Genomic DNA, 25,011 nt, shown 5'->3' with positions numbered 1-25,011 from the left:
GGCCTGCCGTACCCCGGAATGTGAAAAAGTGGAGATTATCCCGCGTGTTGGGCGGGTTCTCGTGTCCGTAAGGGCCTGCGCGGAGTTGGGAGGAAGCATGCGACTGTGGATGTTTCCCTCGATCCTGCCCCTGCGGGCGCCCGGACGCTGGCGGAACCTGGGCGCCGCCGCGCTGCGGGTCCTCGCGGTGTGGACGGTGAGCACTCTCACCCTGCTGGTACTCGCGGGCGTCCTGCCCGACTTCCGCCTCCAGTCGCCCGGAGGCAGCAGCGCGACGTTCATCGGCACCACCGCCGCCATAGGGGCCGGGGTCTTCGGCCTGCTGAGCGCGCTGGTGTGGCCCGTGCTGGTCCGGGCCCTGCTGCTGGTCCCGGCCCTCGTCCTGGGCGCTCTCGTGTTCTTCCTCAACGGCTCGCTGCTCTGGCTGGCGCTGTCGCTCGTGCCGTACGGGCGCGGCTCGGCCGACCCGGGCACCGCGGTCGTCGTCGCGGCGGTGATGTCGGCGGCGTCCTCGGCGACGAGCACGGCGCTGGCCGTACGGGACGACGGCGCCTACCGCCGCCGGCTCGCCCGCCTCGCCGACCGCCGCCGCCGCCGTGAGGGCGCCGGCGAGGGGCCGCGCACCCCGGGCACCGTCTTCGTGCAGCTCGACGGGCTGGGTCACGACATGCTGCGGGAGGCCCTGCGGAGCGCTCCCGGGAAGCCTCCGCTGATGCCCACGCTCGCCGCGATGCACGGCCCCACGCACCGCCTCGCCCGCTGGCGCACGGACTGGTCGTCGCAGACGGGGGCCAGCCAGCTCGGCATCCTCTACGGCTACAACGGGGACGTTCCGGCCTTCCGCTGGTACGAGAAGGACCGGGGCGAGGTGATCGTCAGCAACCGGCCGAGCGGAGCCGCCGAACTGCAGCGGCGCGCCGTGGAGGAGACCGGCGACCGCGGTCTGCTCGCCCAGGACGGCGCGAGCCGCGGAAACCTCTTCAGCGGCGGCGCCGGGCAGGTCGCCCTCGTCCTGTCGGTGGCCGCGCGGCGCGGACGGGAGAACCGTTCCCGCGCCGGGTACTTCGCCTACTTCTCCGACCCGGCCAACGCCACCCGCACCGCCGTCTCCTTCGTGGCGGAGGTGCTGCGGGAGACGGTCCAGTCGACGCGGGCACGCCTGCGCAAGGAGCGGCCCCGGGTCGGCCGGGGCGGCCTCTACCCCCTCATCAGGGCGTTCGCCACGGTGGTGCAGCGTGACGTCGTCGTCGCCTCGGTGCTGGGGGACGTCTTCAGCGGACGGACCGCCGTCTACGCCGACCTCGTCGCCTACGACGAGGTCGCCCACCACTCGGGGCCGCGGAGCCGGGACGCCCGGCTGGTGCTGCGCCGGCTGGACCGGTCGCTCGCCTTGATCGCCAAGGCCGCGGAACGGGCGCCCCGGCCGTACCGGATCGTCTTCCTCTCCGATCACGGCCAGAGTCCGGGGGAGACGTTCCGGGGCGCGTACGGGCTCACGCTGGAAGACCTCGTACGCGCCGGCTGCGGACTGTCCGTCTCGCGCTCGGCGGGGCGCACGCCCAGCGGCGCGGAGGCGCGCGAGGCGGCGCGCGCCGCGCTGCACCGGCCGGAGGACGGCTTGCTGCGGAGCGGCGGCGCCAGGCCGCATCGCGGAGCCGGTCCGCTGGTGCTCGCCTCGGGCAACCTGGGCCTCGTCTCCTTCCCCGACGTGCCGGGCCGCATGTCGATGGAGCAGATGGACAGGCGGCATCCCGCCCTGCTGCGGACGCTGGCGGACCATCCGGGTATCGGCTTCCTGCTCGTGCACAGCGAGGAGCACGGGCCCGTCGTGCTCGGCAGGGACGGCAGCGCGCACCGGCTGGACTCGGGTGAGGTCGTCGGAGGGAGCGACCCGCTCGCGCCGTTCGGGCCGGGGGCGGTGGAGGCGGTCCGCCGCACCGCGGGGTTCCGCAACGTGCCCGACATCATGGTCAACTCGGTCGTCGAGCCGGAGAGCGGAGCGGTGCACGCGTTCGAGGAGCAGATCGGCTCCCACGGCGGCCTGGGCGGACCTCAGAGCCAGGGCTTCCTGCTCTCTCCCGTCGAGCTGTCCGCTGCGGCCGGGGACGGCGAGGAACTTACGGGCGCGGAACGGCTCCACCTCGTGCTGCGGCGCTGGCTGAACGAGGCCGCGGAGGAGCCCGTACCCGGCAGCGCCGCTTCCGAGGACGCCTCGCGGGCGGGCCAGGGGGCGCGGCACGACGACGCGCCGGTGACCGGCGGCCCGGCGGCGGGCGACGCGACAGGGCCGGGCGATGTGACGGGGATGGCCGACGTGCCGGGCCCGGACGCCCTCGCGCCGGTCCCGGGACCCTCACATGACGCCCGGGTGCCCGGGCCCCTCGAGCCGCCCGGCCAGGACGGCCGGCCGGCGCGGCCCGAGGGCGGGGACTCTCAGGACGACGCCGGGGACCGCCGCTCCTCACGCAGGGGCGCGCCCACTTCGTGAAGGTGCCGCAGTGCCTCACGCCACGACGCGACGAGCCCCGTCTCGTGGTAGGGGATGCCCAGCTCGGCGCAGTACTCGCGGACGATGACCCGTGCGCGGCGCAGATGCGGTGAGGGCATGCTCGGGAACAGGTGGTGCTCGATCTGGTGGTTGAGCCCGCCCAGAGCGACGTCCGTCAGCCGGCTGCCCGTCACGTTGCGGGACGTGAGGACCTGGCGGCGCAGGAAGTCGGGGCGGTCGTCACCCGTGAGCGTCGGCATGCCCTTGTGGTTGGGCGCGAAGATCGAACCCAGGTAGACGCCGAAGACGGCCTGGTGGAGGAAGAGGAACGCGACGGCCATACCGGCGGGCAGCACGGCGAAGAGCGCGGCGAGATAGCCGGCCAGATGCGCGAACAGCAGAGCCCCTTCCAGCAGCCGCCGCTTCATGTGCGGTTGCCGCAGGGCCCGGACGCTGGAGACGTGCAGGTTGAAGCCCTCCAGCGTCAGCAGCGGGAAGAAGAGGGCGGCCTGGTGGCGTCCGATGAACCCGGGCAGCCCCTTCGCCGCCCGTGCCTGGTCCCGTGACCAGACGAGGATGTCGGGTGCGACGTCGGGGTCCAGCTCCTCGTGGTTGGGGTTCGCGTGGTGCCTGGTGTGCTTGTTCATCCACCAGCCGTACGACATGCCCACGCCGAGGTTGCCCACGATCCGTCCCGCTGTCTCGCTGGCTCTGCGGCCGGAGAAGACCTGCCGGTGTGCCAGGTCGTGGGCGGCCAGGGCGAGCTGACCGAAGACCAGCCCCAGGAACGCGGCGACCGCGAGCTGCCACCAGCTCTCGCCCAGGGCGAAGAACGCAGTCCATCCGGCTGAGAGGGCGAGCCCCACGAGGGTGAGACGGACGGTGTAGTAGCCGGGCCGCCGCCGCAGCAGCCCGGCGTCGGCTATGCGCCGGGACAGCCGGGCGAAGTCGCTGCCACGGTGCGGCTCCGCGTCCGGAGCTGAGGATGCTGGGGGTTCCGCGAACGCTGTCGTCATGGGACAAGGCTCCCGGCGGCCGGTGTGCGCGGACAGCCGCGCAGCAGGCCTCCCGCCGGGGGTGCGGACCTCAGGGCGGGGGTGGTGCTACGTCCACCCCCTTCCTCCGCTTTCCGCCCGCCCGTCCTCGGCCCGCCGCCCTGTGCCCCGCCCGCAGCGTGTCCGTGCGGGAGCGTGACCGTGCGGCGGGCGTTGTCAGAAGTCCTGCGGGGACTCGTGTGCGTAGCCGCCGCCATGCCTGCGCTGCAGATGGATGCGCCTGGCCAGCCGGATCACGGGCCTGACCAGCAGCTCCACGCTGCCGATGACGAAACACCAGGTGCCCGCCGTCTGCCAGGCGGTGAAGAAGAACATGACACTGCCCGCCAGGAACCACAGCGCGATCAGGATGTCGTTGGCGATGGACGCGTACTCGTAGCGCTGACGGAGCATCAGCTCCTCGCGCTCCATGCGCATCTTCAGGGACGGCTCCCGCTCACCGGCCCCGTGCGCGCGGCCGTGCGCACGCCGCTGCCCGTGCGGGCTGCTTCCGCCCCCGTCCTCCCCGTCTCCCCGGTTGCCGTGCGCGTGGTCGTTCGGCTGGGACACCTGTCTCCTCCTGTGGACGAACCGGCGACGTCCGGCGCCCGGCCCCGGCTGGGGACGCCGTCCCGGCCGCGGGCGGGCGGCCCGCCTCAGACGCGGCCGTAGCGGCACGCCCCGGGCGTCAGCCGCCGTGGGCCCAGCTCAGCAGCTCGTCCGCGCCCCAGGTGTTGATGACACGTCCGGCCGGGACACCGCACTCCACTGCACGCGTGCAGCCGTTGATCTGCCAGTCGAGCTGGCCGGGCGCGTGCGCGTCGGTGTCGATCGAGAAGAACACCCCGGCGTCCACCGCCTGGCGCAGCAGCCGGCGCGGCGGATCGAGCCGCTCCGGACGGCAGTTGATCTCCACGGCCGTTCCCGACTCCTCGCAGGCCGCGAACACCGCCTCCGCGTCGAACTCCGACTCCGGACGCGCCCTGTTGCCCGAGAGCAGCCGCCCCGTGCAGTGCCCCAGCACGTCGACGAGCGGGTTGCGCACCGCCGCGAGCATCCTGCGCGTCATGTCAGGCCGGGACATCCGCAGCTTGGAATGGACCGACGCGACGACGACGTCCAGCTCCGCCAGCAGCTCCTCCTCCTGGTCCAGCGAACCGTCCAGGAGGATGTCGCACTCGATGCCGGTGAGCAGCCGGAACGGCGCCAGCCGCTCGTTGACCTCCGCCACCACCGCGAGCTGCTCGCGCAGCCGCTCCGCCGAGAGCCCCCTCGCGACCGTCAGCCGCGGTGAGTGGTCCGTCAGGACCGCCCACTCGTGCCCGAGCTCCGCGGCCGTCCGCGCCATGGTCTCGATCGGGCTGCCGCCGTCCGACCAGTCGGAGTGGAGATGGCAGTCACCGCGCAGCGCCCCGCGCAGCTCACCCGCCTCGCCGGAGGGCTGGGACACCGTCCCGGTCTCCGACTCCAGCTTCGCCAGGTAGCCGGGGACGTCGCCCCGCAGCGCCTCCCGCACGACCTGGGCTGTCTTCGGGCCTACGCCCTTCAGCGACTCCAGCGACCCGGCGGAGGCCCGTTCGGCGACCTCGTCCGGGGTGAGCTGCGCGAGTACGTCCGCGGCGGTGCGGAAGGCCCGCACCCGGTACGTGGGGGCCTGCTCGCGTTCCAGCAGGAACGCGATCCGCTCCAGTGCAGTCCGGGGATCCAACGCTCGCCTCCTCGACGGCGCGCGGTGCGTCTCTCCGCGCGCTGCTCACCCTGCTCCTTTCCACGGTGCTGCACCGCACGCCCCCGTGCCCGGCGAGACGGGCCGGGGGCGTGCGGTCCGGGGCCGTACCGCCGCCGCCCTGTCGCGCCGTAGCCGTGCAGCGCTGCGTGAACGGGTGCACGAGGCGGAGGAGCGTCGGCGTGCGGTCCGGAGCGCGGCCGCCCGGACGTCAGTCCGCGGAGGCCACGGCGGGAGCCGCCGCGTCCGCCGGGGCGGGCAGCCACACCGCCGTGTCGGCGGGCACCTCGCCGTCCGGCACCGGGTCGCTGGCGAGCAGCGTTCGGGAGCCCGCGGGAAGCCGGAGCGGGCCGGGCCCGAAGTTGACGACGCACCGCAGCCCGCCGCGGTCGAAGGCCAGGTGGCCGGCGCCGGGCGGGTTCAGCAGCCGGAACGGGACGTCGCCCGGCCGCACGGGGTGCTCGCGGCGGATGCGCAGGGCGTCGCGGTACAGCGACAGCATCGACTCCGGGTCGTTTTCCTGCGCCTCGGCGGTGAGGTGCGCCCAGCCGTCCGGCTGCGGGAACCAGCAGTCCCCGGGGGCCGCACGGGAGAAGCCGTAGGGCGGGCGGCTCCCCGACCACGGCAGCGGCACGCGGCAGCCGTCCCGTCCGCGCTCGGTGCGCCCCGAGCGTTCCCAGACGGGGTCGCGGAGACGCTCGTCGGGAAGGTCCGCCTGGGGGAGTCCCAGCTCCTCGCCCTGGTAGACGTACGCCGTACCGGGCAGCGCCAGCATCAGCAGCGCGGCGGCGCGGGCCCGCCGCCGTCCGGTGCGGCCGCCGCCGAACCGGGTGACCGGGCGCACCGAGTCGTGGCTGGAGAGCACCCACGTGACGGGGGCGCCGACCGACTCCATCGCATGGGCCGAGGCGGCGATCACTCCGTGGAGCTGCCGCTGGTCCCAATCGGCTTCGAGGAAGGCGAAGTTGAAGGTCTGCTGCATCTCGCCGGGGCGCACGTAGCGGGCGAGGCGCGCGGGTTCGAAGACGGCCGCCTCGGCCACGAGCACCCGCTCCCGTGGCGCGCAGGAGCCGGGGGGACCCGCCGGGTGGCCGTCCAGCAGGGCACGCCAGCCCCGGTAGAGCGGGTGCAGCTCCTCCTGGTCGTAGTAGGGCATGAGGTGGTTGCGCGCCGGGTCCTCGTGCTGGCCGGGGCCCGCGTCGGGCAGCCCTTCGGCCTTGAACAGGGCGTGGGCGACGTCCACGCGGAAGCCGTCCACGCCGTGGTCGAGCCACCAGCGCATGACGCGTTCGAACTCGGCGTGCACCTCGGGGTTCCGCCAGTCGAGGTCCGGCTGCTCGGGGGCGTGCAGGTGCAGGTACCACTCGCCGCCGGGCGTCCGGGTCCAGGCGGGGCCGCCGAAGGCGGAGCGCCAGTCGTTGGGCGGCTCGGCGCCGCCGGGACCGCGCCCGGGCCGGAAGATGTAGCGCTTCCTGGCGGGGGTGCCGGGCGGCGCCGCGAGTGCCTCGCGGAACCAGGGGTGCCGGTGGGAGGTGTGGTTGGGGACGAGGTCGACCAGGACGCGCAGGCCGAGGCGGTGGGCCTCCGCGGTGAAGGCGTCCAGGCCGGCGACCGTGCCGACGTCGGAGGCCACCGCGGTGTAGTCGCTGATGTCGTACCCCGCGTCGGCGAGCGGCGACGGGCAGAACGGCGTGAGCCACACCGCGTCGACGCCCAGCCGGTGCAGGTGGGGCAGGCGCTGCCGCGCGCCGTCCAGGTCGCCGATGCCGTCGCCGTCCGCGTCGGAGAAGGAGCGCGGGTGGATCTCGTAGCAGACGGCGCCGCGCCACCATTCGCGCGCGGCGTCCGCGCCGAACGCGCCGTCCCGGTCCGCGGCGCGGTTCACGCGGCGCCCCTCCCGTCCCAGGGCGGAGGCGCGTGACGGTGCTCTGCTCCGGCGGCCGGAAGCGGCCGGCCACCGGAGCGACAGCGCCCGTGTGCCGGGAGGTTCACTCCGTGCGCTCCAGCCGGGCCACGCCGATGTGCGCGTCCGCCATGCCGTAGAAGACGTACCGGGCGCCGTCGATCTCCTCGATCGCCGTGGGGAAGACGACGTTCGGGACCGTCCCGGAGCGCTCCTCCTCGGTCTCCGGTGCCATCAGCGGGTCCGAGGAGCGGGCGAGGACCTTCGCGGGATCCGCCGGGTCGAGGATCATCGCTCCCGCCGCGTAACTGACCTTCTGGTTCTGCGCGAACGGGTCCTCGATGCTTCCGGAGACGCCGTGGTGGATCAACAGCCATCCCTCCTCGACCTGGATCGGAGCCGGGCCGGCACCGATCTTCAGGCTCTCCCACGGGTGTTCGGACATCGCGACGAGACGGTGGTCGCGCGGCCGGGTCAGGGCGGTGATGTCCTTCTCGGCCTCGGCCACGGGCACGTAGGAGATCCAGATGCCGGGGCGCTCGTCGGTCACGCCCGCCGGAAGGTGCACGCCTTCACCGGGCCGCAGCCAGCCGAGGTCCCACATGGGCCGGTGCAGCATCGCGTAGGCGGGGGCGCCGTCGGGGCCGGGCACCGGCACCGGGAAGTGCACGACGTCCTTGTTGGGGAAGAGGTTGACGTCGGCGTCCAGTTCGGGCTGGTACGCGAACTGCAGCGGTCCCAGTCGCCGCCACTCGCGCAGGTCCCTGGAGACGGCGAGCGCCGGCTTGGGGCCGAGCGGCCCGTAGGCGACGTAGGACATCACGTGGTATCCGAGGCTCGGGACCCACGTCACCCTGGGGTCCTCGACGCCCGCGTTGTTCTTGCCGCGCTCCCAGCCCGCGTCGGGTGCGAGCACGACTCCCCGCCGGGTGACGCCCGTCGGGACGCCGTCCGTCAGGTCCACCTCGGCGAGGCCGACGCGCGAGACGTTGCCCTCCGCCACGAGGCGGGGCAGCAGGTGCAGGGTCCCGTCCTCCGTGCGTCCGGAGGCGGGGTTGAGGACGCCTTCCGCTTCCAGCGGGTCCCCGGGGGAGGGCGACATCACCACGCCTGCGCGGACGAGCCGGTAGGGAATGCCGTCGGTGGCGGGGGATGCGGTGCGGTCGTTCACTGTGCGATCAGCCCTTGATTGCGGAGTCGATGTCGGTCTGGGTGAAGTGGCGCTGGAAGAGGAGGAAGAGGACGACGGCGGGGACGGCCAGCACGCAGGCGCCGGCCATGACGGCGCCCGTCGGGTTGTCGACGGTGCCGCGCAGGTTGCTCATGAAGCCCGCCAGCGAGACCGCCAGCGGCTGCATGTCGGCGTCCTTGGTCACCAGGAACGGCCAGAGGAACTCGTTCCACGGTCCGATGAAGGTGAGGAGGGTTCCCGTCAGCAGGGCGGGACGGGCCAGGGGGAGGGCCACGCGCCACAGGACGCGGAACTCGCCGGCGCCGTCGATCCGTGCCGCCTCGAAGAGCTCGGCCGGAAGCTGCAGGAAGAACTGGCGGAAGAGGAAGACGGCCGTCGAGTTGACGGCGAACGGCAGGATCATGCCCAGGTAGCTGTCGCCGAGGCCGTAGTCCCTGACCACTAGCACGTACAGCGGCAGCATGAGCAGCTGGAAGGGCACGGTCTGCACCAGCAGCAGCGTCGCGAAGAGCGTGCCGCGCCCGCGGAAGTGCAGCCGGGCCAGGGCGTATCCGGCGAGGACGCCGAGGACGAGCGTGCACAGCAGCACGCCGATCGTGAAGACACCCGAGTTGATCAGCGAAGTGCCCAGCGAGACCGCGCCGTTGACGGCCTCGTAGTTCTGGGTGCCGCTGCTGCCCGGCCGCGGCAGGACGGAGCCGAGCTCGCCCGTGTTCGCCTTCTGCAGCGACTCGCCGAACATGTACAGGAACGGGAAGAGGAAGGCGACGGCGCCCAGCAGGAGCACGGCCATCCTCAGCGGCCCGCCGGAACTGCGGCTGCTCTGCACGTGTCAGCCCTCCTTCTTCTCGGTGAACCTGCGGGCGACGAGGGAGAGCGCCACCACGAACAGCACGAGCACGACGCCGAGCGCGGCGGCGAAGTCCGGGTGGGCCTGCTCGATGCCCTTCTGGTAGAGGACCAGCACCGGCGAGGCCGAGGCGTGGTCGGGTCCGCCGCCGCCGGTGAGCAGATACGGCTCGCTGAAGAGGTTGGAGCCGGTGATGATGGCGTAGACCGTGACGAGGGTGGTGGCGGGCCGTACGCCCGGCACCGTCACCGTCAGGAAGGTGCGGACGCGCCCGGCGCCGTCCACGGCGGCCGACTCGTACAGCTCCCCGGGGACGCTCTGCAGGGCGGCGAGGTAGAGCATCACGAAGAAGCCGAGGTTCTTCCACGTCACGAACACGGCCACGACGGGCATCGCCAGCGACGAGTTGACCAGCCACGACGGGTCGGGCGCCAGACCGCCCAGCGCGTGGTTGACCAGCCCGTCGGTGCCGAAGAGGTAGCTCCATACCGCGACGAGCGCCACGCTCGCCGTGATGTACGGGAGGTAGTAGGCCGCCCGGAAGAAGGAGCGCAGCGGCAGCTTCGAGTTGAGCGCCGAGGCGAGGACCAGGGACAGCAGCACCGTCAGCGGCACGTTGATGACGAGGAAGACGGCGATGTTGAAGAACGACCGCTGCACCACCGGATCGGTGAAGACGTCCCGGTAGTTGCTCAGCCCGACCCACGGCGCGTCCACTTCCGCGCCGGGCGCGGTGAAGTAGAAGCGGTGGAAGGACATCCAGACCGTGTAGCCGAGCGGCACGGCGAAGACCACGAGCAGGAAGAGCGCGTAGGGGGAGGCGAACAGGGCGCCCAGCGGCAGCCTGCGCGTCCGGCGCCCGCTCCCGGGCGCACGCGATATGAGGGGGAGACTCATCGGGACCTCGGTATCCGTCAGTACTCGTCGAGGATCTTGGTGACGTCGCGGGAGGCTTCGCGCAGCGCCGGTACGGGCCGCTCACGGCCGAAGACGACGGACGCCGTCCACCTGTCGCGCACCGCCTGCCACATGTCGATGGAGCCGGCGACGCTGGGCACCTCGACGGTGCGGTCCGCCTGCTCGGCGAAGGCGCGGTAGTCGCGGTTCTTCGCGAACCACGGCTTGTAGGTGTTCAGCAGGTCCGGGCGCATGGGCATCTGGCCGGTGACGTCGAGGAACCGGCCGTCCTGCTTCCTGGAGGTGGCGAACTTCAGCACGTCCCAGGCGGTGGCGCGGTTCTCGCAGGCGCTGTACATCGCCACCGACTTCTCGTCGGAGAACGTGCTGGTCTCGTCGAGGGAGCGGCCCTCCGAGGTGGGCACGGGGACGACGCCCCAGTCGATGCTGTCCTTGTACGCCGCGACCGCCCACGGGCCCGCGATGGTCATGGCGGCCTTGCCGGACGCCATGGCGTCGCCGGGGAAGAGCTCCTGCGGGGCGAGCTTCTCGCGGTAGACGCTCCGCCAGAACTCGGCGACCCTGCGGCCGGCGGGGTTGTCGAACTGGGGCTTGCCGTCCTTCACCAGGGACTTCCCGTCGCTCTCCGCGATGAAGGACGCGTAGAAGTCGTACCAGGACTGGAAGAACTCGCTGCTGGGCGCGGGCCAGATGGCCGCCTTCGCCGCGCCGCTGCGGACGATCTTGCGGGAGCTGTCCAGGAAGTCCTCGTACGTGGAGAGCCGGGGGTTCTCCGGGTCGAGCCCCGCCTTCTCGAAGAGCTTCTTGTTGTAGAGGATCATCACCGGGTTGCTCTTCCACGGCAGCTGGTAGAACTTGCCGTCCTCCGAGCGGTACTGGTCGGCGCGTTCGCCGGTGCGCGAGGTGACGTAGCGCTCGCCGCCCGGGAAGTCGTCGAGCGGGACGAGGCCGGCCTGCTTCTGGAACTGGGGCACCGAGGCGGGCGAGGTGTTGAAGACCAGGCAGGCGCTGTTGCCCGCGACGATCGATGCGCTGAGCGCCTCCTCGGAGGTCTTCCCGGCCGGTATCTGCTGCGCCTTGATGCGCTCCCGCGGATGCGCCCTGTTCCAGTCGGCGACCATCTTCTCGCCCCACTCGACCTCTTGGGCGTTGTTCGACAGCCACACGGTGATGGGGCCCCGCGAGGTGGCCGCCGCGGCGCTGTCGGGTGCCGTACGGGCGCAGCCGGCGCTCGCGCCCGTCAGCGCCAGTGCCAGCAGCGCCGCTGCCGTCTTCCTCAGCAAGGCTCACTCCGTACTGTCGGTCCGGCTGCGGGTGGCGCACCCGGAGTCGTGCGGTCCCCGGCGGACGCGGGGCGGGGCAGCGGGGCTCCGGCCGGCGACCGGCTGCCGGGAGCCGTCCCGGCGGGAGCCGTACGGGCCGGTGCGGGGCCCATGGAGGCGCGCGGCAGCAGCTCGGCGGGGGCGAGTTCGACGTCGTCGGCGCGGCCCCCGGCGACGACCTCGTCGAGCGCGCGGGCGGCGGCGGCGCCCCAGCTGAGGGCGTCCGCACGTGCCGAGGCCAGCGGCGGATGGGTGTAGGCGGCGAGCGGTGTGTCGTCGTAGCCGACGACCGAGAGGTCCCCCGGCACGGCCAGGCCCAGTTCGTGCGCGACGGCCAGACCGGCGGTCGCGGACAGGTCGTTGGCGTAGACGATGGCGGTGGGCCGCGCGTCGCCGAGTGCCAGCAGTTCGCGGGTCGCCGCCGCGCCGCCGTCCGCGGTGAACCCGCCCGGCAGCACGGGGCCGGGGGTGAGTCCCGCCGCGCGGACGGCCTCCTCCCACGACGCCTGCCGCCGGCGCGAGTGCCTGAACTCCTGCGGCCCGGCCACGTGGGCGATGCGGCGGTGCCCCAGCTCCACGAGGCGCGCGACGGCGCCGGTGAAGGCGGGACGGTCGTCCAGGCTGACTGCGCACAGGCCCTGCGCGCAGTCCGGGTCGCCGACGACCACGGCGGGCAGGCTCAGGCTCCTGGTGAGAGCCGGCCGGGGGTCGTCGACCCGCATGTCGGTGAGCAGCACGCCGTCGACGCGCCGGTCGGCGGCCAGCCGCTCGTACGCCGCCGCCTCGTCGCCGGGGCCGGTGACGTGCAGGACGAGCGAGTCGCCCCTGGGGGAGAGGACCGACTCGACGCCCGCGATGAAGGCGGGGAAGAACGGGTCGGCGCCGATGGCGTCCGTCTCCCGCGTCAGGACGAGGCCGAACGCCCCGGCCTTCCCGTGGGAGAGGGCCTGCGCGGGCCGGCTCGGGCGCCAGCCGAGTTCGGCGGCGGCGGCGAGGATGCGCGCCTTGGTGTCCTTCGCCAGACCCGGGCGGCCGTTGAGCGCGAACGAGACGGCGCTCGGGGACACGCCGGCGAGTTTCGCCACGTCCGCGATGGTGGGACGCCGGTCTCTTGCTGCCATGGAGCGGGCCTGTCTCTGCGTCGGCGGTTGGCCAAATGCGTGGTGACGGGCGTTATGTTGCGTTTAAACCGCTTTAACTCCCGCGCAATGCCTGCACTTAATCGGATGGCTATGCGGGGTGTCAACGGGTGCGGCGAATCTTCTCCCCCGGGGCCCGGAACGCGCCGGGCGGGGCGCATCCCTGCCCGGACGTCCGACTGCCCGTATGCGGCGCGAGTTCGCGCGCTACGGCAGGAGCCGGCGCAGCTCCCGGGCCGTCTCGGGCCCGGCCGGCAGGAACGCCTCCACCGCCAGTTCCGAGACGGTCACGTCCACCGGTGTGTTGAAGGTGGTGATCGTCGAGAGGAACGAGAGCCGGCGGCCCTCGTGCCCGATGACGAGCGGCAGCGCGAAGGGGCTGTCGCCGCCCGCGCTCTCCTCGCCGCCCGGCGGCAGCGGGTACGCCGAGACCTCCTCGTACAGCCGGCGCAGCTCCCCGGACCGGACCAGCGCGAGCTGCCGTTCCATCTGCCGCAGCAGATGGCCGCGCCACTCCCGGAAGTTGAGGATGCGCGGTGCCAGACCCTCGGGGTGGAGGGTGACGCGCATGGCGTTGAGCGGCGGCGCGAGCAGTTCGCCGGGGACGCCCTCCAGCAGCATCGCGATGCCGCGGTTGGCCGCGATCACCTCGTACGTACCGTCGACGGCGAGCGCCGGGTACGGCTCGTAGGCCGTGACCGTCCGCTCCAGGTCGGCGCGGAGCGCGTCGAGGGCGGGGGAGCGTGCCGGCGTCGTGGGGTAGTGCGGTGCGTAACCGGCCGCCAGCAGCAGCGAGTTGCGCTCCCTGACGGGGACGTCCAGATGCTCGGCGAGCCGTAGCAGCGTGTCCTTTCCGGGTACGGCGCGGCCCGTCTCGACGAAGCTGATGTGACGGCTGGACGAGTCGGCGCGCAGGGCGAGTTCGAGCTGGCTGAGCCCCGCACGCTCGCGCCAGCGGCGCAGCATCGGGCCCACCGCGCCGCGTGCGGCGCCCAGTTGGCCCTGGGAGCCCGGGCCGTCCCCGGTACCCCCGCCCGGTCCGGCTGCGGGGCCGCGGCCGTGCTCTCCTGCGGCAGCCGGCCGGGCGTTCGTCATGCGCCGAGTCTACGGCGCGTGCGGTGCCGCGGGCCGTCCGCCGGGCACGGGAGGCGGCGGGCTCCTACCCTGGCGTCAGACCTCGAGAGAAGGAAGCGGGAACCCCATGGCACCTGAAGCTCTGAGCCGGCAGCAGACCGAGGAAGCACTGGCCGGGCTCCCCGGCTGGACGACGGACGGCGAGAGCATCTCGCGTACGTACTCCTTCGCCAAGCACCTGCCGGCCGCGGCCATGGTCGTCCATGTGGCCGCCATCCAGGAGGAGTTGAACCACCACTCGGAGATGTCGCTGGGCTACAGCAAGCTCTCGGTGACGGTGAACACCCACAGCGCCGGCGGGAAGGTCACGGACAAGGACGTCCAACTGGCACGCCGTATCGAGGAGATCGCCCCCGGGCACGGCGCGAGCTGACCGCTGTCCGGCCCGGCAGCCGACCGGGAGGAGCAGCCGCCCGGCCGTGCGCTGCCCACGAGTGCGGACGTGCCGGGGAGTGGACGTACCGGACCCGGCCGCCCGTCGGAGCGGCCGGGCCGGAAGGTCCCGTCCTCGCGCTCAGCCCGTCTTCAGGGTGAGGCCGTACTTCTTCAGCGGCTCGCTCACCGGCTGGTAGTACGTCGTGCCTCCGAGGGAGCAGTCGCCCGAACCGCCGGACGTCGTCCCCTGGGCCTGGTCGCTGGAGATGAACGGGCCGCCGGAGTCGCCGGGTTCGGCGCAGACGGTGCTGCGGGTCAGCCCCTCGACGGTGCCTTCCTCGTACGTGATGGTGGCCCCGTGCTGCTCGATCGTGCCGCAGCGCCAGCCGCTCGTGGAGCCGGAGCGGCACACGGACGAGCCGGGCGGCATCTGCTGCGACCCGGAGACGGTCACGTTCGCGCCGCCCGTGCCCTTCACGTACGGCGTCGCCCGCCAGCCGCTGTCGGCCTCGACCCACCCGTAGTCGTTGCCGGGGAACGAGCGGGCCCGTACGGTGCCCTGCGCCGCCCGGTTGTGGCCCGTGGTCTTCGCACCCGCCTTGCCGCAGTGCCCGGCGGTCAGGAAGCCGTCCTTGCCGCCCTTGGTGACGGCGAAACCGATCGAGCAGCGCGTGGAACCGTTGGAGTAGTACGCCTCCCCGCCGCGCAGGTCCTCCGCGTAGAGACGGGGCCGCTCCGCGGACTGCGTCACACGGACGAGTTCCGGTGCCGCGCCGCTCCTGGTGAGGAAGTCCTTGGCGGCGGCGGGCTGCCCCGCCCGTACGAGCACGCTGTTGGACTGCACGTCCACCGCCCACACGGACGTGGCGCGCGGCGTCCGCTTCAGCGCCGTACGGTCCAGGGCCTGCTTGGCGGCCTCCAGCTCGGCGAGGCTGTGCGCGACGACCTCGGCTGCGGCGCCGGCGGCGGTGATCACGCGGGTGTCGCGCCGGTCGGTCGTGGCGACGGTCAGCTTCGACGTCGACCCGGTGACCCAGGCGCCCCCGTAGCGGGACCCGAGCCGCTCGCGGAGGGACTTCTCCACGGCCGCGGCCTTCCGCTCGTTGACGAGCCTCGTCCTGGCCTGGGACGTGGTGATCCCCAGGTCGCGGCTGATGCTCTTGAGCATCCCGGGGGCCACCTCGGGGGCCGGGGCCGTGTCGCCGGTGGGCGACTGCCCGGGGGGAGAGGGCTCTGCGGCGGCGGGCAGGGAGCCGATGGCGAGGGCGCCGACGGCCATGGCCGTGGCGGCGAGGACAGGGACCTTACGGGGCATGCGCTCTCCTCGTTCGCTGGTGCACGGGCGTGACCGGCCCATGCTTCAGCGTCCGGCCGCGGTGCGGGCGGCACCACCTGTGCGTGGACCAGATGGCCGCACGCCGCCGGCCGCCCGGAGGAGGGGCACACAGCGCGACGGCCGGACGCCGCTCCCCGGTGGTGCATGGGGAAGCGGCGTCCGGCCGTGGTGCGGTCGGCGTCGGATCTGCAGGCGCGCTCTGCGCCCGGCGGTCAGCCGGTGAAGTGCATCGAGTCCGGGTCGGGCCCCAGCCGGGTGCCGGAGTCGAGGCCGGCGACGGCCTCCAGGTCTCCCGCGTCCAGCTCGAAGTCGAAGACGTCGATGTTCTCCCTGATGCGGGCGGGCGTGACGGACTTCGGGATCACGACGTTGCCCACCTGGAGGTGCCAGCGCAGGACCACCTGAGCCGCCGTCTTGCCGTGCTTCTCGGCGACCGCCTTCAGCTTCGGCTCCTGCAGGAGCTCCTTGCCCTGGCCCAGCGGGGACCAGGCCTCCGTCGCGATGCCGTGCTCCGCGTGGAACGCGCGCAGAGCGCTCTGCTGGAGATGCGGGTGGAGCTCGACCTGGTTGAGGGCCGGGACGGTGCCGGTCTCCTCCAGCAGCCGCCGCAGGTGCGGCTCGTGGAAGTTCGAGACGCCGACGGCCTTCGCCCTGCCCTCCGCGTAGATCTTCTCGAACGCCTTCCAGGTGTCCACGTACTTGCCGGTGTCCGGCATGGGCCAGTGGATGAGGTACAGGTCGACGTAGTCCAGCCCGAGCCGCTCCAGCGAAGCGTCGAAAGCGCGCAGGGTGGAGTCGTGGCCCTGTTCGGAGTTCCACAGCTTGGTCGTCACGAAGACGTCCTCGCGCGGCACGCCGGACGCGGCGATGCCCTGGCCGGTGCCGCGCTCGTTCTCGTAGACGGCCGCCGTGTCGATGCTGCGGTAACCCGCTTCGAGCGCCGTGCCCACGGCGCGCGCCGCCTCGTCGTCGGGCACCTGCCAGACGCCGAAGCCGAGCTGCGGCATGACGCTGCCGTTGTTCAGGGTGATGGCGGGAACGTTGCTCACGAGCTTTCGGTCCTCACGTCGGATCGGGGTCAGTGGTTCGGGTTCCTTCTTCCACATGACTCAACGATCATCCGCGACAGGGCATTCCTGTTCGGCTTTGAGCACCGCCCCACCTGCGGTCAGTGCTGGTACAGGGCTTCGATCTCCACCGCGTAGGCGGTCTCGATCGCCTTCCGCTTCAGCTTCAGCGACGGGGTGACGAAGCCGTGCTCCTCGGTGAACTGCGCGGCCAGTATCCGGAAGGTCCTGATCGACTCGGCCTGCGAGACCTGCGTGTTGGCGGCCACGACGGCCCGGCGCACCTCGGTCTCGAGGTCCGGGTCGCGCACCAGCTCCTGCGCCCGCATCTCCGGCTTCTCCCGCATCGCCAGCCAGTGCGAGACGGCGTCGGGGTCGAGGGTGACGAGAGCCGAGACGTACGGGCGGTCGTTGCCGACGACGATGCACTGGGCGACCAGGGGGTGCGCGCGGACGCGCTCCTCCAGGACACCGGGGGAGACGCTCTTGCCGTTCGAGGTGACCAGGATCTCCTTCTTGCGACCCGTGATCGTCAGGTAGCCGTCCTCGTCGAGCGAGCCGAGGTCGCCGGTCGCGAGCCAGCCGTCGTGCAGCGCCTCGTCCGTGCCCTTGGGGTTGTTGAGGTAGCCCTGGAAGACCTGGCCGCCGCGCAGCCACACCTCTCCGTCGTCGGCGATGTGCACCGTCGTGCCGGGCAGGGGCTGGCCGACGGTGCCGAACTTGGTCTTGTCGGGCGGGTTGACGCAGGCTCCGGCGCTGGTCTCCGTCAGGCCGTAGCCCTCGTAGATGCGCATGCCGATGCCGTCGAAGAAGAGCCCGAGGCGCCGCTCCATCGCCGAGCCGCCCGACATCGCCGCGTGGCAGCGGCCGCCCATGGCGTCGCGGAGCTTGCTGTAGACGAGGGTGTCGAAGAGCTGGTGCTTGATCCGCAGGGCCGGGCTCGGGCCGGGGCCCGTGCGGAAGGTCTTGTGCTCGACCGCCTCCGCGTAGCGCACCGCCACGTCCACCGCCTTCTCGAACGGGCCGAGCTTGCCCTCGAGTTCGGCCTTGCGGCGCGACGCCTGGAAGATCTTCTCGAACAGGTGCGGCACGGCGAGCATGAACGTCGGCTTGAACGACTCCAGGTCCGGCAGCAGCGCCTCGGCCGCCATGACGGGCTGGTGCGCCAGCTTCAGCTTCGCGCGGATGCACACCAGCTGCACCATCCGCCCGAAGACGTGCGCGAGCGGCAGGAAGAGCAGCAGCGAGGGCGGTTCGCCCGGCTTGGAGCTGAAGACCTCCTGGTAGCGGTGGATCAGGGCGTCGGAGTCGGCGAGGAAGTTCGCGTGCGTGAGCACGCAGCCCTTGGGGCGTCCCGTCGTGCCCGAGGTGTAGATGATCGTGGCCGTCGAGTCCGGGGTGACGGCGAGCCGGTGGCGGTGGACGATGTCGTCGTCGAGGTGGGTGCCGGCGGCCATGAGTTCCTTCTCCGCCTGCGCGTCCAGCTGCCACAGCCGCTTCAGCCGCGGCAGCCGGTTGATCACGGAGCCCACCGTCATGGCGTGGTCCTCGTGCTCGACGATGGCCGCGGCGACCTCCGCGTCGTGCATCATCCAGCAGACCTGCTCGGCGGAGGAGGTGGGGTAGATGGGCACGATCTGGGCGCCGATGGACCACAGCGCGAAGTCGAGGAGAGTCCACTCGTAGCGCGTGCGGGACATCAGGGCGACCCGGTCCCCGAAGCGGACCCCCTCGGCCAGCAGCCCCTTGGCCACGGCCAGCACCTGGTCGCGGAACTCGGCGGCGGTCACGTCCTGCCACTGCCCCGCTGAATCCTTACGGCACAGCGCGACTCGGTCGGGGTCCTCGGTGGCATAGTCGAAAATGGCGTCGGCCAGCCCCCCAACTTGGGGCGTGGGCGCCACAGCCGGGACGGTGAACTCGCGCAATGGTTCTGCTCCTCGACACGCAGTGCACAGCTGTATTGCACAGCGCGAGCGACCGTATCCGATGAAACGGCTGGTGGGGAGGGGTGCCGTTTCCAACAACCCCGGCATATGCGGGCATTCCGGAAACTCGTTCCCAGGTTGTTGCACCCCGCGCGACGTTTCTGCACTGAACCTCCCCGAGCAAACCGGTCGCTCAGTACACGTGACGCGCGCAAGCCGCGAACCCCCCGGCGCCGGGCGAATCGCCTCCGCCCGGCGCCGTGCTCCCACGCCCACCGGATACGGCGGGCGCTCCCCGGTGCCGTGACGCATCACACCGAACGGACCGGGCCGCAGGGCCTCTCCGCGCTCCGGGTGCACCGGCCGCGCCGATACAATTCCCGGGGATGCGCCACGCCGTTCCGGTGCACACGGCCCGTACGGCGAAAGCGTCCGTACGCAGCAGCCGCACCTTCAGAGGGAATTCCTTGCACCGCCTGGCACGACTGGCCGACCCCTACATCGCACTGCTTCTCGGCACCGTCCTCCTCGCCGTCCTCCTGCCGGCGAGCGGCGGCGCCGCCACCGCTCTCGGCTGGGGCACCAAGGCCGCCGTCGGGCTCATCTTCTTCCTCTACGGCGCCCGGCTCTCCACCCGGGAGGCGCTGCAGGGCGTACGGCACTGGCGGCTGCATCTGACGGTCGCCGCCTGCACCTTCGCGGTCTTCCCGCTGCTGGGGCTGGCGACGCACGGGCTCGTGCCGTACGTGCTGACGCCGGAGCTCCAGGCGGGGCTGCTCTTCCTGTGCCTGGTGCCGTCCACCGTCCAGTCCTCCATCGCCTTCACCTCCGTCTCACGCGGCAACGTGCCCGCGGCCATCTGCGCCGGGACGTACTCCAGCCTCATCGGGATGGCCGCGACGCCGCTCCTGGCGGCCTGGCTGATCGGCGGCCACGCCGCGATCGGCGCCGACGCGCTGGTGGGCATCGTCTGCCAGCTCCTCGCGCCGTTCCTGGCCGGGCAGTTGCTGCGGCGCTGGATCGGTGGCTTCCTCACGCGGCGGCGGCGCGTCCTCGGCGCCGTCGACCGGGGATCGGTGCTGCTCGTCGTCTACACGGCCTTCAGCCAGGGCGTCGTCGAGGGGATCTGGGGGCAGATCACGCCGCTGCGGATGACCGCCCTCGTCGGCGTGGAGGCCGCGCTGCTGGCTCTGATGCTGGCGCTCACCTGGTACGGCTCCGGCAGGCTGGGCTTCGCCCGCGAGGACCGCGTGGTGACCCTCTTCGCCGGCTCCAACAAGTCGCTGGCGGCCGGACTGCCCATGGCCAGCGTCCTCTTCGGGGCGCACGCCGCGCTGGCCGTGCTCCCGCTGATGCTCTTCCACCAGATGCAGCTGATCGTCTGCGCGTTCGTCTCCCGCCGCTGGGCGGCCAGGGCACCGCAGGTGCGCGCCTCCGGAGGGGCCAGGCAGGCCGACGGCGAGAGTGCGTCGCTCGCCTACAGCAAGTAGGGATCCCGTCGGGACCCTCGGTCGGCAGCCCGCCGGGCTCGCGCCGTTCCGCAGCCGTCGGCCGTAATGGGGCGGCGTCACGCCGAGGGTCACGCGTTTTCCCCGCCCGGCGGATCGAGGAACGCCCCTGTCCGCAATGTGCGGAAGGGTGGGCGCCATGACCGACCAGACCTGGAACCCCCTGCTCCGGGAGCAGATCGACTGGCACTGGAGCCACCACCTGCGTCCCCGCCTCGACGGGCTCACCGACGACGAGTACACCTGGGAGCCGGCGCCCGGCTGCTGGAGCGTACGGCCGCGCGGCACGGGCACCGCACCCGTGCAGGCCGGCTCCGGCGCCATGACCATCGACTTCGCCGCGCCGGAGCCCGACCCGCCGCCCTTCACGACGATCGCCTGGCGGCTGGGCCACGTCATCGTCGGCGTGCTCGCGGTGCGCAACGCCGCGCACTTCGGCCGCGCGCCCGCCGACTATCAGTCCTTCGACTACGCGGCGACCGCCGGCGAGGCGCTGGCCCAGCTCGACTCCGAGTACGCCGCGTGGCGGGCCGGAGTGGCCTCCCTCGGGGAGGCCGGGCTCATGCGCCCGTGCGGCGCGGCCGAGGGACCGTACGCCGAGCGTCCGCTGGCCGCCCTGGTGCTGCACATCAGCCGCGAGCTGACCCACCACCTCGCCGAGGTCTGCCTGCTCCGCGACCTCTACGCCCACACCCGCCGACCGTCCCGCCAGGAGGCGAACTGACATGGCCCGAGACATCCAGATCACCATCGACTGCGCCGACCCGGCAGCGCTTTCCGCCTTCTGGGCCGAGGCCCTCGGCTACCGGCTGCAGGACCCGCCCCCCGGCTACGACACGTGGGACCAGGCGCTCGAAGCCCTGGGCGTACCGCAGGAGAAGCGCAACGACGCCTCCGCGGTGGTGGACCCCGGCGGCTCCGGGCCGCGCCTGTTCTTCCAGCGGGTGCCGGAGGGCAAGCAGGTCAAGAACCGCGTCCACCTGGACGTGCGGACCGCTCCCGGACTGGAGGGCGAGGCGCGGATGGCGGCCCTGGAGGAGGAGGCCGAGCGGCTCCTCGGCCACGGCGCCGTACGGCTCGCGCGCCATGAGCCGGATCCCCCTCTCGGCGCCGGCTTCATCATCATGGCCGACCCCGAGGGCAACGAGTTCTGCCTGGACTGACCGGCGGCCGGACACGCGGGAGGAACGGCGGGAGTCAGGAGGGTTCACGGGAGGCAGGGCCCGGCCGACGCAGGGGGCGCCTCCCGCCGGCCGGGCCCTTTTCCCGTGCAGCAGGCGAGACCGTCAGGCCCAGCCGGCTGTGGTGCGCAGAGCAAGCCGGTGCTCACCTGCGTACACGTTCATCGATGAGCCGCGGAGGAAGCCGACGAGCGTCAGCCCGCTCTCCGCGGCCAGGTCCACCGCCAGCGACGACGGTGCGGAGACGGCGGCCAGGACCGGGATCCCGGCCATCACCGCCTTCTGTGCGAGTTCGAACGAGGCGCGCCCCGACACCATGAGGACGCACTCGCGCAGCGGCAGCCTCCCCTGCTGCAGCGCCCGTCCGACGATCTTGTCTACGGCGTTGTGCCGGCCCACGTCCTCCCGCAGGTCCAGCAGCTCCCCCTCGGGCGTGAAGAGGCCCGCGGCGTGCAGGCCGCCCGTCCGGTCGAAGACCCGCTGGGCCTCCCGCAGCCGGTCCGGCATGGCCGAGAGCACCTCGGGTTCGAGACGGACGGGAGCGTCCTGCGGGTCCTCGACGGACCAGCGGGCGGTCGTGCGCACGGCGTCGAGGCTGGCCTTGCCGCACAGCCCGCACGAGGAGGTGGTGTAGACGTTGCGTTCGAGAGCGATGTCGGGGACGGCGACGCCCGGCGCGAGCCGGACGTCGACGACGTTGTAGGTGTTGATGCCCTCGTCGGTGGCGCCGGCGCAGTAGACGATGTTCGCCAGCTCGTCCGCCGAGCCGAGCACGCCCTCGCTGACGAGGAAGCCCGCGGCCAGCGCGAAGTCGTCGCCCGGCGTCCGCATGGTGATGGCGAGCGGCTTGCCGTTCAGCCGGATCTCCAGCGGCTCCTCGGCGACGAGGGTGTCGGGGCGTGTGCTGACCGCCCCGTCGCGGATGCGCAGCACGCGCCGTCGCTCTGTGACCCGTCCCATTCGATCAGTCCCGTCGGTGAGTCCGTCAGTGGCCGGTCCGGCCGGTTCCCCGGGTGCGGCGGAGCCGCTGCCGGCCGGACCGCGGCCGGTCAGCGGTCCGTCATGTCGCCTTCCCGCTGCTGACGTGCTGATAGCCGAATCGGCCCTTGATGCAGAGATTGCCGTGCGTCACCGGATTGTCGTGCGGTGAGGTGACCTTGACGATTTCATTGTCCTGCACGTGGAGGGTCAGGTTGCAGCCCACACCGCAGTACGCGCACACCGTCGTCGTCTCCGTCTGCCGCTCCTCGTCCCAGGTGCCGGCCTGCCGCATGTCGAACTCCGACTTGAAGCTGAGGGCGCCCGTCGGGCACACCTCGATGCAGTTGCCGCAGTAGACGCACGCGGACTCGGTGAGGGGCCCGTCGTGCTCGACGGAGATCCGGGCGTCGAAGCCCCGGCCCGCCACGGAGATCGCGAAGGTGTTCTGCCACTGCTCGCCGCACGCGTCGACGCACTTGTAGCAGAGGATGCACTTGTCCAGGTCGCGGACGTACAGGTCGTTGTCGACCTTCGGCCCGTCGTTGAGGGTGGCGGCGTCCTCGCCGAACCGGTCGGGCTTCGCCTCGTACTCCTTGATCCACTCGGCGACGCGCGGCGTCGTGGACAGGTCGGCGGCGGAGGCCAGCAGCTCCAGGACGATCTTCCGGCTGTGCCGGGCCCGCTCGGTGTCGGTGCGCACCTCCATCCCGGGCTCCGCCTTGCGCGAGCAGGCCGGCGCGAGCGTGCGCGACCCCTCCACCTCCACGACGCAGACACGGCAGGCGTTCTTCGGGGTGAGCGTGTCTCCGTAGCACAGCGTCGGGACGTCCTTGCCGGCCGCGTCGCAGGCGTCGAGGATCGTGGAGCCCTCGGGGACCCGGGCGGGCTCGCCGTCGAGTGTGAACTCCACGAGACGGCGCGGGGGATTCAGCGGTACGGCGGTCATGCGTAGGCTCCCAGTCGGTCGATGGCGGACTCCACGGCGTTCCACGCGGTCTGGCCCAGACCGCAGATCGAGGCGTCGCGCATCGCCTCTCCCACCTCGCGGAGCAGCGCGATGTCGGTGGCCGCTTCCGGACCGCCGGCCCGCTCGGCGAGACGTCCGAGCGCCTCCTCCTGCCGGACGGTGCCGATGCGGCAGGGCACGCACTGGCCGCAGGACTCGTCCCGGAAGAACTCCGCGATGCGCAGCAGGATGCGCGGCAGCGGCACGCTCGAGTCCAGCGCGAGGACCACGCCCGAGCCGAGCGTCGTGCCGGCCTCTCTGGTGCCCTCGAAGGTGAGGGGGATGTCCAGCTCGTCGCCCCGGACGAAGCCGCCTGCGGCGCCGCCGAGCAGCACGGCCCGCAGGTCCCCGGTGACACCCGCGAGGGACAGCAGCTCTCCGAGCGTGGCGCCGAAGGGCAGTTCGTAGATGCCGGGCCGCTCCACGCTGCCCGAGACGCAGAAGAGCTTGGGGCCCGTGGACTTGCCGGTGCCGATGGCCGCGTACGCCTCGGCGCCCAGCTCCAGGACGGTCAGCACGTTCACCAGCGTCTCGACGTTGTTCGCGGCCGTCGGCTTCCCGAAGAGCCCCTTCTCCACCGGGAAGGGCGGCTTCGAGCGGGGCTCGCCGCGGTTGCCCTCCAGGGAGTTGAAGAGAGCCGTCTCCTCGCCGCAGATGTACGCACCCGCGCCGCGCCGGATCTCGATGTCGAAGGCGTACCCCTGCCCCAGCACGTCCGGGCCGAGCAGCCCCCGGGCACGCGCCTGCTGGATGGCGCCGGTCAGCACCCGCAGCGCCCGCGGATACTCGCCGCGCAGGTAGAGGTAGCCGTGGTGCGCGCCGGTCGCGTAACCGGCGATGGTCATGGCCTCGATCAGGGCGTACGGGTCGCCCTCCATCAGCACCCGGTCCTTGAAGGTGCCCGGTTCGCTCTCGTCGGCGTTGCAGACCACGTAGTGCGGCTGGTCCGGCTGGGCCGCGGTGGCCTGCCACTTGCGGCCCGTCGGGAAGGCCGCGCCGCCGCGCCCCACCAGACCCGAGTCGGTGACCTCCCGAAGGACGGCGGCCGGGCCGATCGCGAAGGCGCGGCGCAGCGCCCGGTATCCGCCGTGTGCGCGGTAGTCGTCGAGGGACTCCGGGTCGACGACGCCGATGCGCGACAGCAGCTTGAGCGACGGGTCCCCGGCCTGCGGTACGGCCAGTCCCGCGCCGGGCTCCCCGGGAGCGTCCTGCGGGGCGCGGGCCGCCGCCTCGACGGCCTCCGCCGTGGCGGGGGCGACGACGGCGGTCGCGTACGCGTCCTCGCGGGCGACGCCGGGGGAGGCGGGCCCGGAACCGTTCGCGCCGTTCGCGGAACCGTTCGCACCGTTCGGTGAAGGCGCCGACGCCGCCTCCGCGGCGCCCGCGCCCGGCCCGGCGGCCGACGGGCAGCCCTGCCCGGCCCGTATCGCCAGCGCCGCCGGAGCGCGCTCGCACAGGCCGAGGCACGGGCTCGGCTCCCAGACGACGCCGTCGCGGGCCTGGCCCGCCGGGCCGAGGCGCTGCTCGACGTCCGCCCGGAAGGCGTCCGCGCCGGGTGCAGCCGCGCACGCGATGTCCGTGCAGACGTGCACGACCTTGGAGGGCCGGGGACGCATCGAGAACATCGAGTAGAACGTCGCCACCCCGTAGGCCTCGGCCGGCGGGACGGTCAGCCTCCGGCAGAGGTAGCTCAGGGCTCCCTCGCTGATCCAGCCCACCCTGTCGTTGACCGCGTGCAGCCCCGGCAGCAGCAGGTCGCGGCGCTCCCGCGCGTCCCGCCCGCCCAGGGCCCAGCGGAGGTCGCCGGTGCTGCGGTCGTCCGCTCCCTCCCAGGCACTCGCGGGCGGCCCGAGCAGTTCGTCGACGGCGGCCTTCTCCTCGTCCGTCGGCTTGCTGTCACCGAAGCGCAGATCCATCGCAGCC

The 25,011-nt window shown here is 72.7% G+C and carries 21 protein-coding genes; 5 read left to right on the top strand and 16 right to left on the bottom strand.

Annotated features, from left to right (window positions below):
• Positions 1–97 precede the first annotated feature (97 nt).
• The gene (locus IEY56_RS04235; RefSeq protein ID WP_229711592.1) at positions 98–2,488 is read left to right on the top strand and encodes a phage holin family protein; all 2,391 of its coding nucleotides are present in this window, start codon (positions 98–100) and stop codon (positions 2,486–2,488) included.
• On the opposite strand, the gene IEY56_RS04230 is transcribed toward IEY56_RS04235, so the two are convergent.
• The 10 genes from IEY56_RS04230 to IEY56_RS04185 all read right to left on the bottom strand — a co-directional run bounded on the left by IEY56_RS04230 (position 2,434) and on the right by IEY56_RS04185 (position 13,538).
• Complete coding sequence (locus IEY56_RS04230) at positions 2,434–3,504, bottom strand: fatty acid desaturase family protein (protein ID WP_189035675.1); 1,071 nt, start codon at positions 3,502–3,504, stop codon at positions 2,434–2,436. The genes IEY56_RS04235 and IEY56_RS04230 overlap by 55 nt on opposite strands.
• Before the next feature lie 195 nt (positions 3,505–3,699).
• Positions 3,700–4,092 (bottom strand): YrhK family protein, encoded by a 393-nt coding sequence (locus IEY56_RS04225; protein ID WP_308424112.1) that lies wholly within the window; start codon positions 4,090–4,092, stop codon positions 3,700–3,702.
• A 118-nt stretch (positions 4,093–4,210) separates the two neighbouring features.
• Entirely contained in the window at positions 4,211–5,230 is a 1,020-nt protein-coding gene (locus IEY56_RS04220) for a PHP domain-containing protein (protein ID WP_189035674.1), read from the bottom strand.
• 229 nt (positions 5,231–5,459) lie between these two features.
• Positions 5,460–7,133 carry an alpha-amylase family glycosyl hydrolase gene (locus tag IEY56_RS04215; protein ID WP_189035673.1) on the bottom strand — a complete coding sequence of 558 codons (1,674 nt, stop codon included), beginning with the start codon at positions 7,131–7,133 and terminating at the stop codon, positions 5,460–5,462.
• 103 nt (positions 7,134–7,236) lie between these two features.
• Complete coding sequence (locus tag IEY56_RS04210; protein ID WP_189035847.1) at positions 7,237–8,253, bottom strand: glycoside hydrolase family 130 protein; 1,017 nt, start codon at positions 8,251–8,253, stop codon at positions 7,237–7,239.
• A 76-nt stretch (positions 8,254–8,329) separates the two neighbouring features.
• Positions 8,330–9,136, bottom strand: a complete 807-nt coding sequence (locus tag IEY56_RS04205; RefSeq protein ID WP_189035846.1) for a carbohydrate ABC transporter permease — start codon at positions 9,134–9,136, stop codon at positions 8,330–8,332.
• Between the two features lie 39 nt (positions 9,137–9,175).
• Positions 9,176–10,090, bottom strand: coding sequence for a carbohydrate ABC transporter permease (locus IEY56_RS04200; RefSeq protein ID WP_189035672.1), 915 nt, complete (start codon positions 10,088–10,090; stop codon positions 9,176–9,178).
• A gap of 17 nt (positions 10,091–10,107) precedes the next feature.
• Positions 10,108–11,394: an extracellular solute-binding protein gene (locus IEY56_RS04195; RefSeq protein WP_189035671.1), complete on the bottom strand. Its 1,287-nt coding sequence runs from the start codon at positions 11,392–11,394 to the stop codon at positions 10,108–10,110.
• A complete protein-coding gene (locus tag IEY56_RS04190) occupies positions 11,388–12,554 on the bottom strand; it encodes a LacI family DNA-binding transcriptional regulator (protein WP_189035670.1) in 1,167 nt (388 codons plus the stop codon). Before IEY56_RS04190 ends, IEY56_RS04195 begins: the two co-directional genes overlap by 7 nt.
• A gap of 225 nt (positions 12,555–12,779) precedes the next feature.
• Entirely contained in the window at positions 12,780–13,538 is a 759-nt protein-coding gene (locus IEY56_RS04185; protein ID WP_229711616.1) for a helix-turn-helix domain-containing protein, read from the bottom strand.
• 235 nt (positions 13,539–13,773) lie between these two features.
• Here IEY56_RS04185 and IEY56_RS04180 point away from each other — a divergent pair, with 235 nt between their 5' ends.
• Complete coding sequence (locus IEY56_RS04180) at positions 13,774–14,079, top strand: 4a-hydroxytetrahydrobiopterin dehydratase (RefSeq protein WP_189035668.1); 306 nt, start codon at positions 13,774–13,776, stop codon at positions 14,077–14,079.
• 141 nt (positions 14,080–14,220) lie between these two features.
• On the opposite strand, the gene IEY56_RS04175 is transcribed toward IEY56_RS04180, so the two are convergent.
• The 3 genes from IEY56_RS04175 to IEY56_RS04165 all read right to left on the bottom strand — a co-directional run bounded on the left by IEY56_RS04175 (position 14,221) and on the right by IEY56_RS04165 (position 18,412).
• Positions 14,221–15,396, bottom strand: coding sequence for a S1 family peptidase (locus tag IEY56_RS04175; RefSeq protein ID WP_189035667.1), 1,176 nt, complete (start codon positions 15,394–15,396; stop codon positions 14,221–14,223).
• Between the two features lie 233 nt (positions 15,397–15,629).
• Positions 15,630–16,466, bottom strand: a complete 837-nt coding sequence (locus IEY56_RS04170; protein ID WP_308424111.1) for an aldo/keto reductase — start codon at positions 16,464–16,466, stop codon at positions 15,630–15,632.
• Between the two features lie 119 nt (positions 16,467–16,585).
• Positions 16,586–18,412: an AMP-dependent synthetase/ligase gene (locus IEY56_RS04165; protein WP_189035665.1), complete on the bottom strand. Its 1,827-nt coding sequence runs from the start codon at positions 18,410–18,412 to the stop codon at positions 16,586–16,588.
• 467 nt (positions 18,413–18,879) lie between these two features.
• On the opposite strand from IEY56_RS04165, the gene IEY56_RS04160 reads away from it, so the two are divergent.
• The 3 genes from IEY56_RS04160 to IEY56_RS04150 all read left to right on the top strand — a co-directional run bounded on the left by IEY56_RS04160 (position 18,880) and on the right by IEY56_RS04150 (position 21,083).
• Positions 18,880–19,902, top strand: coding sequence for a bile acid:sodium symporter family protein (locus tag IEY56_RS04160; RefSeq protein ID WP_229711591.1), 1,023 nt, complete (start codon positions 18,880–18,882; stop codon positions 19,900–19,902).
• Between the two features lie 157 nt (positions 19,903–20,059).
• The gene (locus IEY56_RS04155) at positions 20,060–20,644 is read left to right on the top strand and encodes a DinB family protein (protein ID WP_189035663.1); all 585 of its coding nucleotides are present in this window, start codon (positions 20,060–20,062) and stop codon (positions 20,642–20,644) included.
• 1 nt (position 20,645) lies between these two features.
• Positions 20,646–21,083, top strand: coding sequence for a VOC family protein (locus IEY56_RS04150; RefSeq protein WP_189035662.1), 438 nt, complete (start codon positions 20,646–20,648; stop codon positions 21,081–21,083).
• A gap of 123 nt (positions 21,084–21,206) precedes the next feature.
• Here IEY56_RS04150 and fdhD read toward each other — a convergent pair whose 3' ends face one another.
• From fdhD to IEY56_RS04135, 3 genes are all read right to left on the bottom strand, one after another.
• Positions 21,207–22,061, bottom strand: a complete 855-nt coding sequence (fdhD, locus tag IEY56_RS04145; RefSeq protein WP_189035661.1) for a formate dehydrogenase accessory sulfurtransferase FdhD — start codon at positions 22,059–22,061, stop codon at positions 21,207–21,209.
• A 100-nt stretch (positions 22,062–22,161) separates the two neighbouring features.
• Positions 22,162–23,028 carry a 2Fe-2S iron-sulfur cluster-binding protein gene (locus tag IEY56_RS04140; RefSeq protein WP_189035660.1) on the bottom strand — a complete coding sequence of 289 codons (867 nt, stop codon included), beginning with the start codon at positions 23,026–23,028 and terminating at the stop codon, positions 22,162–22,164.
• On the bottom strand, positions 23,025–25,004 hold the full coding sequence (locus IEY56_RS04135; protein WP_189035659.1) for an NAD(P)H-dependent oxidoreductase subunit E: 1,980 nt from the start codon (positions 25,002–25,004) through the stop codon (positions 23,025–23,027). Before IEY56_RS04135 ends, IEY56_RS04140 begins: the two co-directional genes overlap by 4 nt.
• Positions 25,005–25,011 lie beyond the last annotated feature (7 nt).

The organism is Streptomyces daqingensis (genome assembly GCF_014645895.1).
GTDB classification, from domain to species: Bacteria; Actinomycetota; Actinomycetes; order Streptomycetales; family Streptomycetaceae; genus Streptomyces; species Streptomyces daqingensis.
The sequence above is the reverse complement of the archived record's forward strand: the minus strand, read 5'-3'. Positions and strand labels throughout refer to the sequence as shown.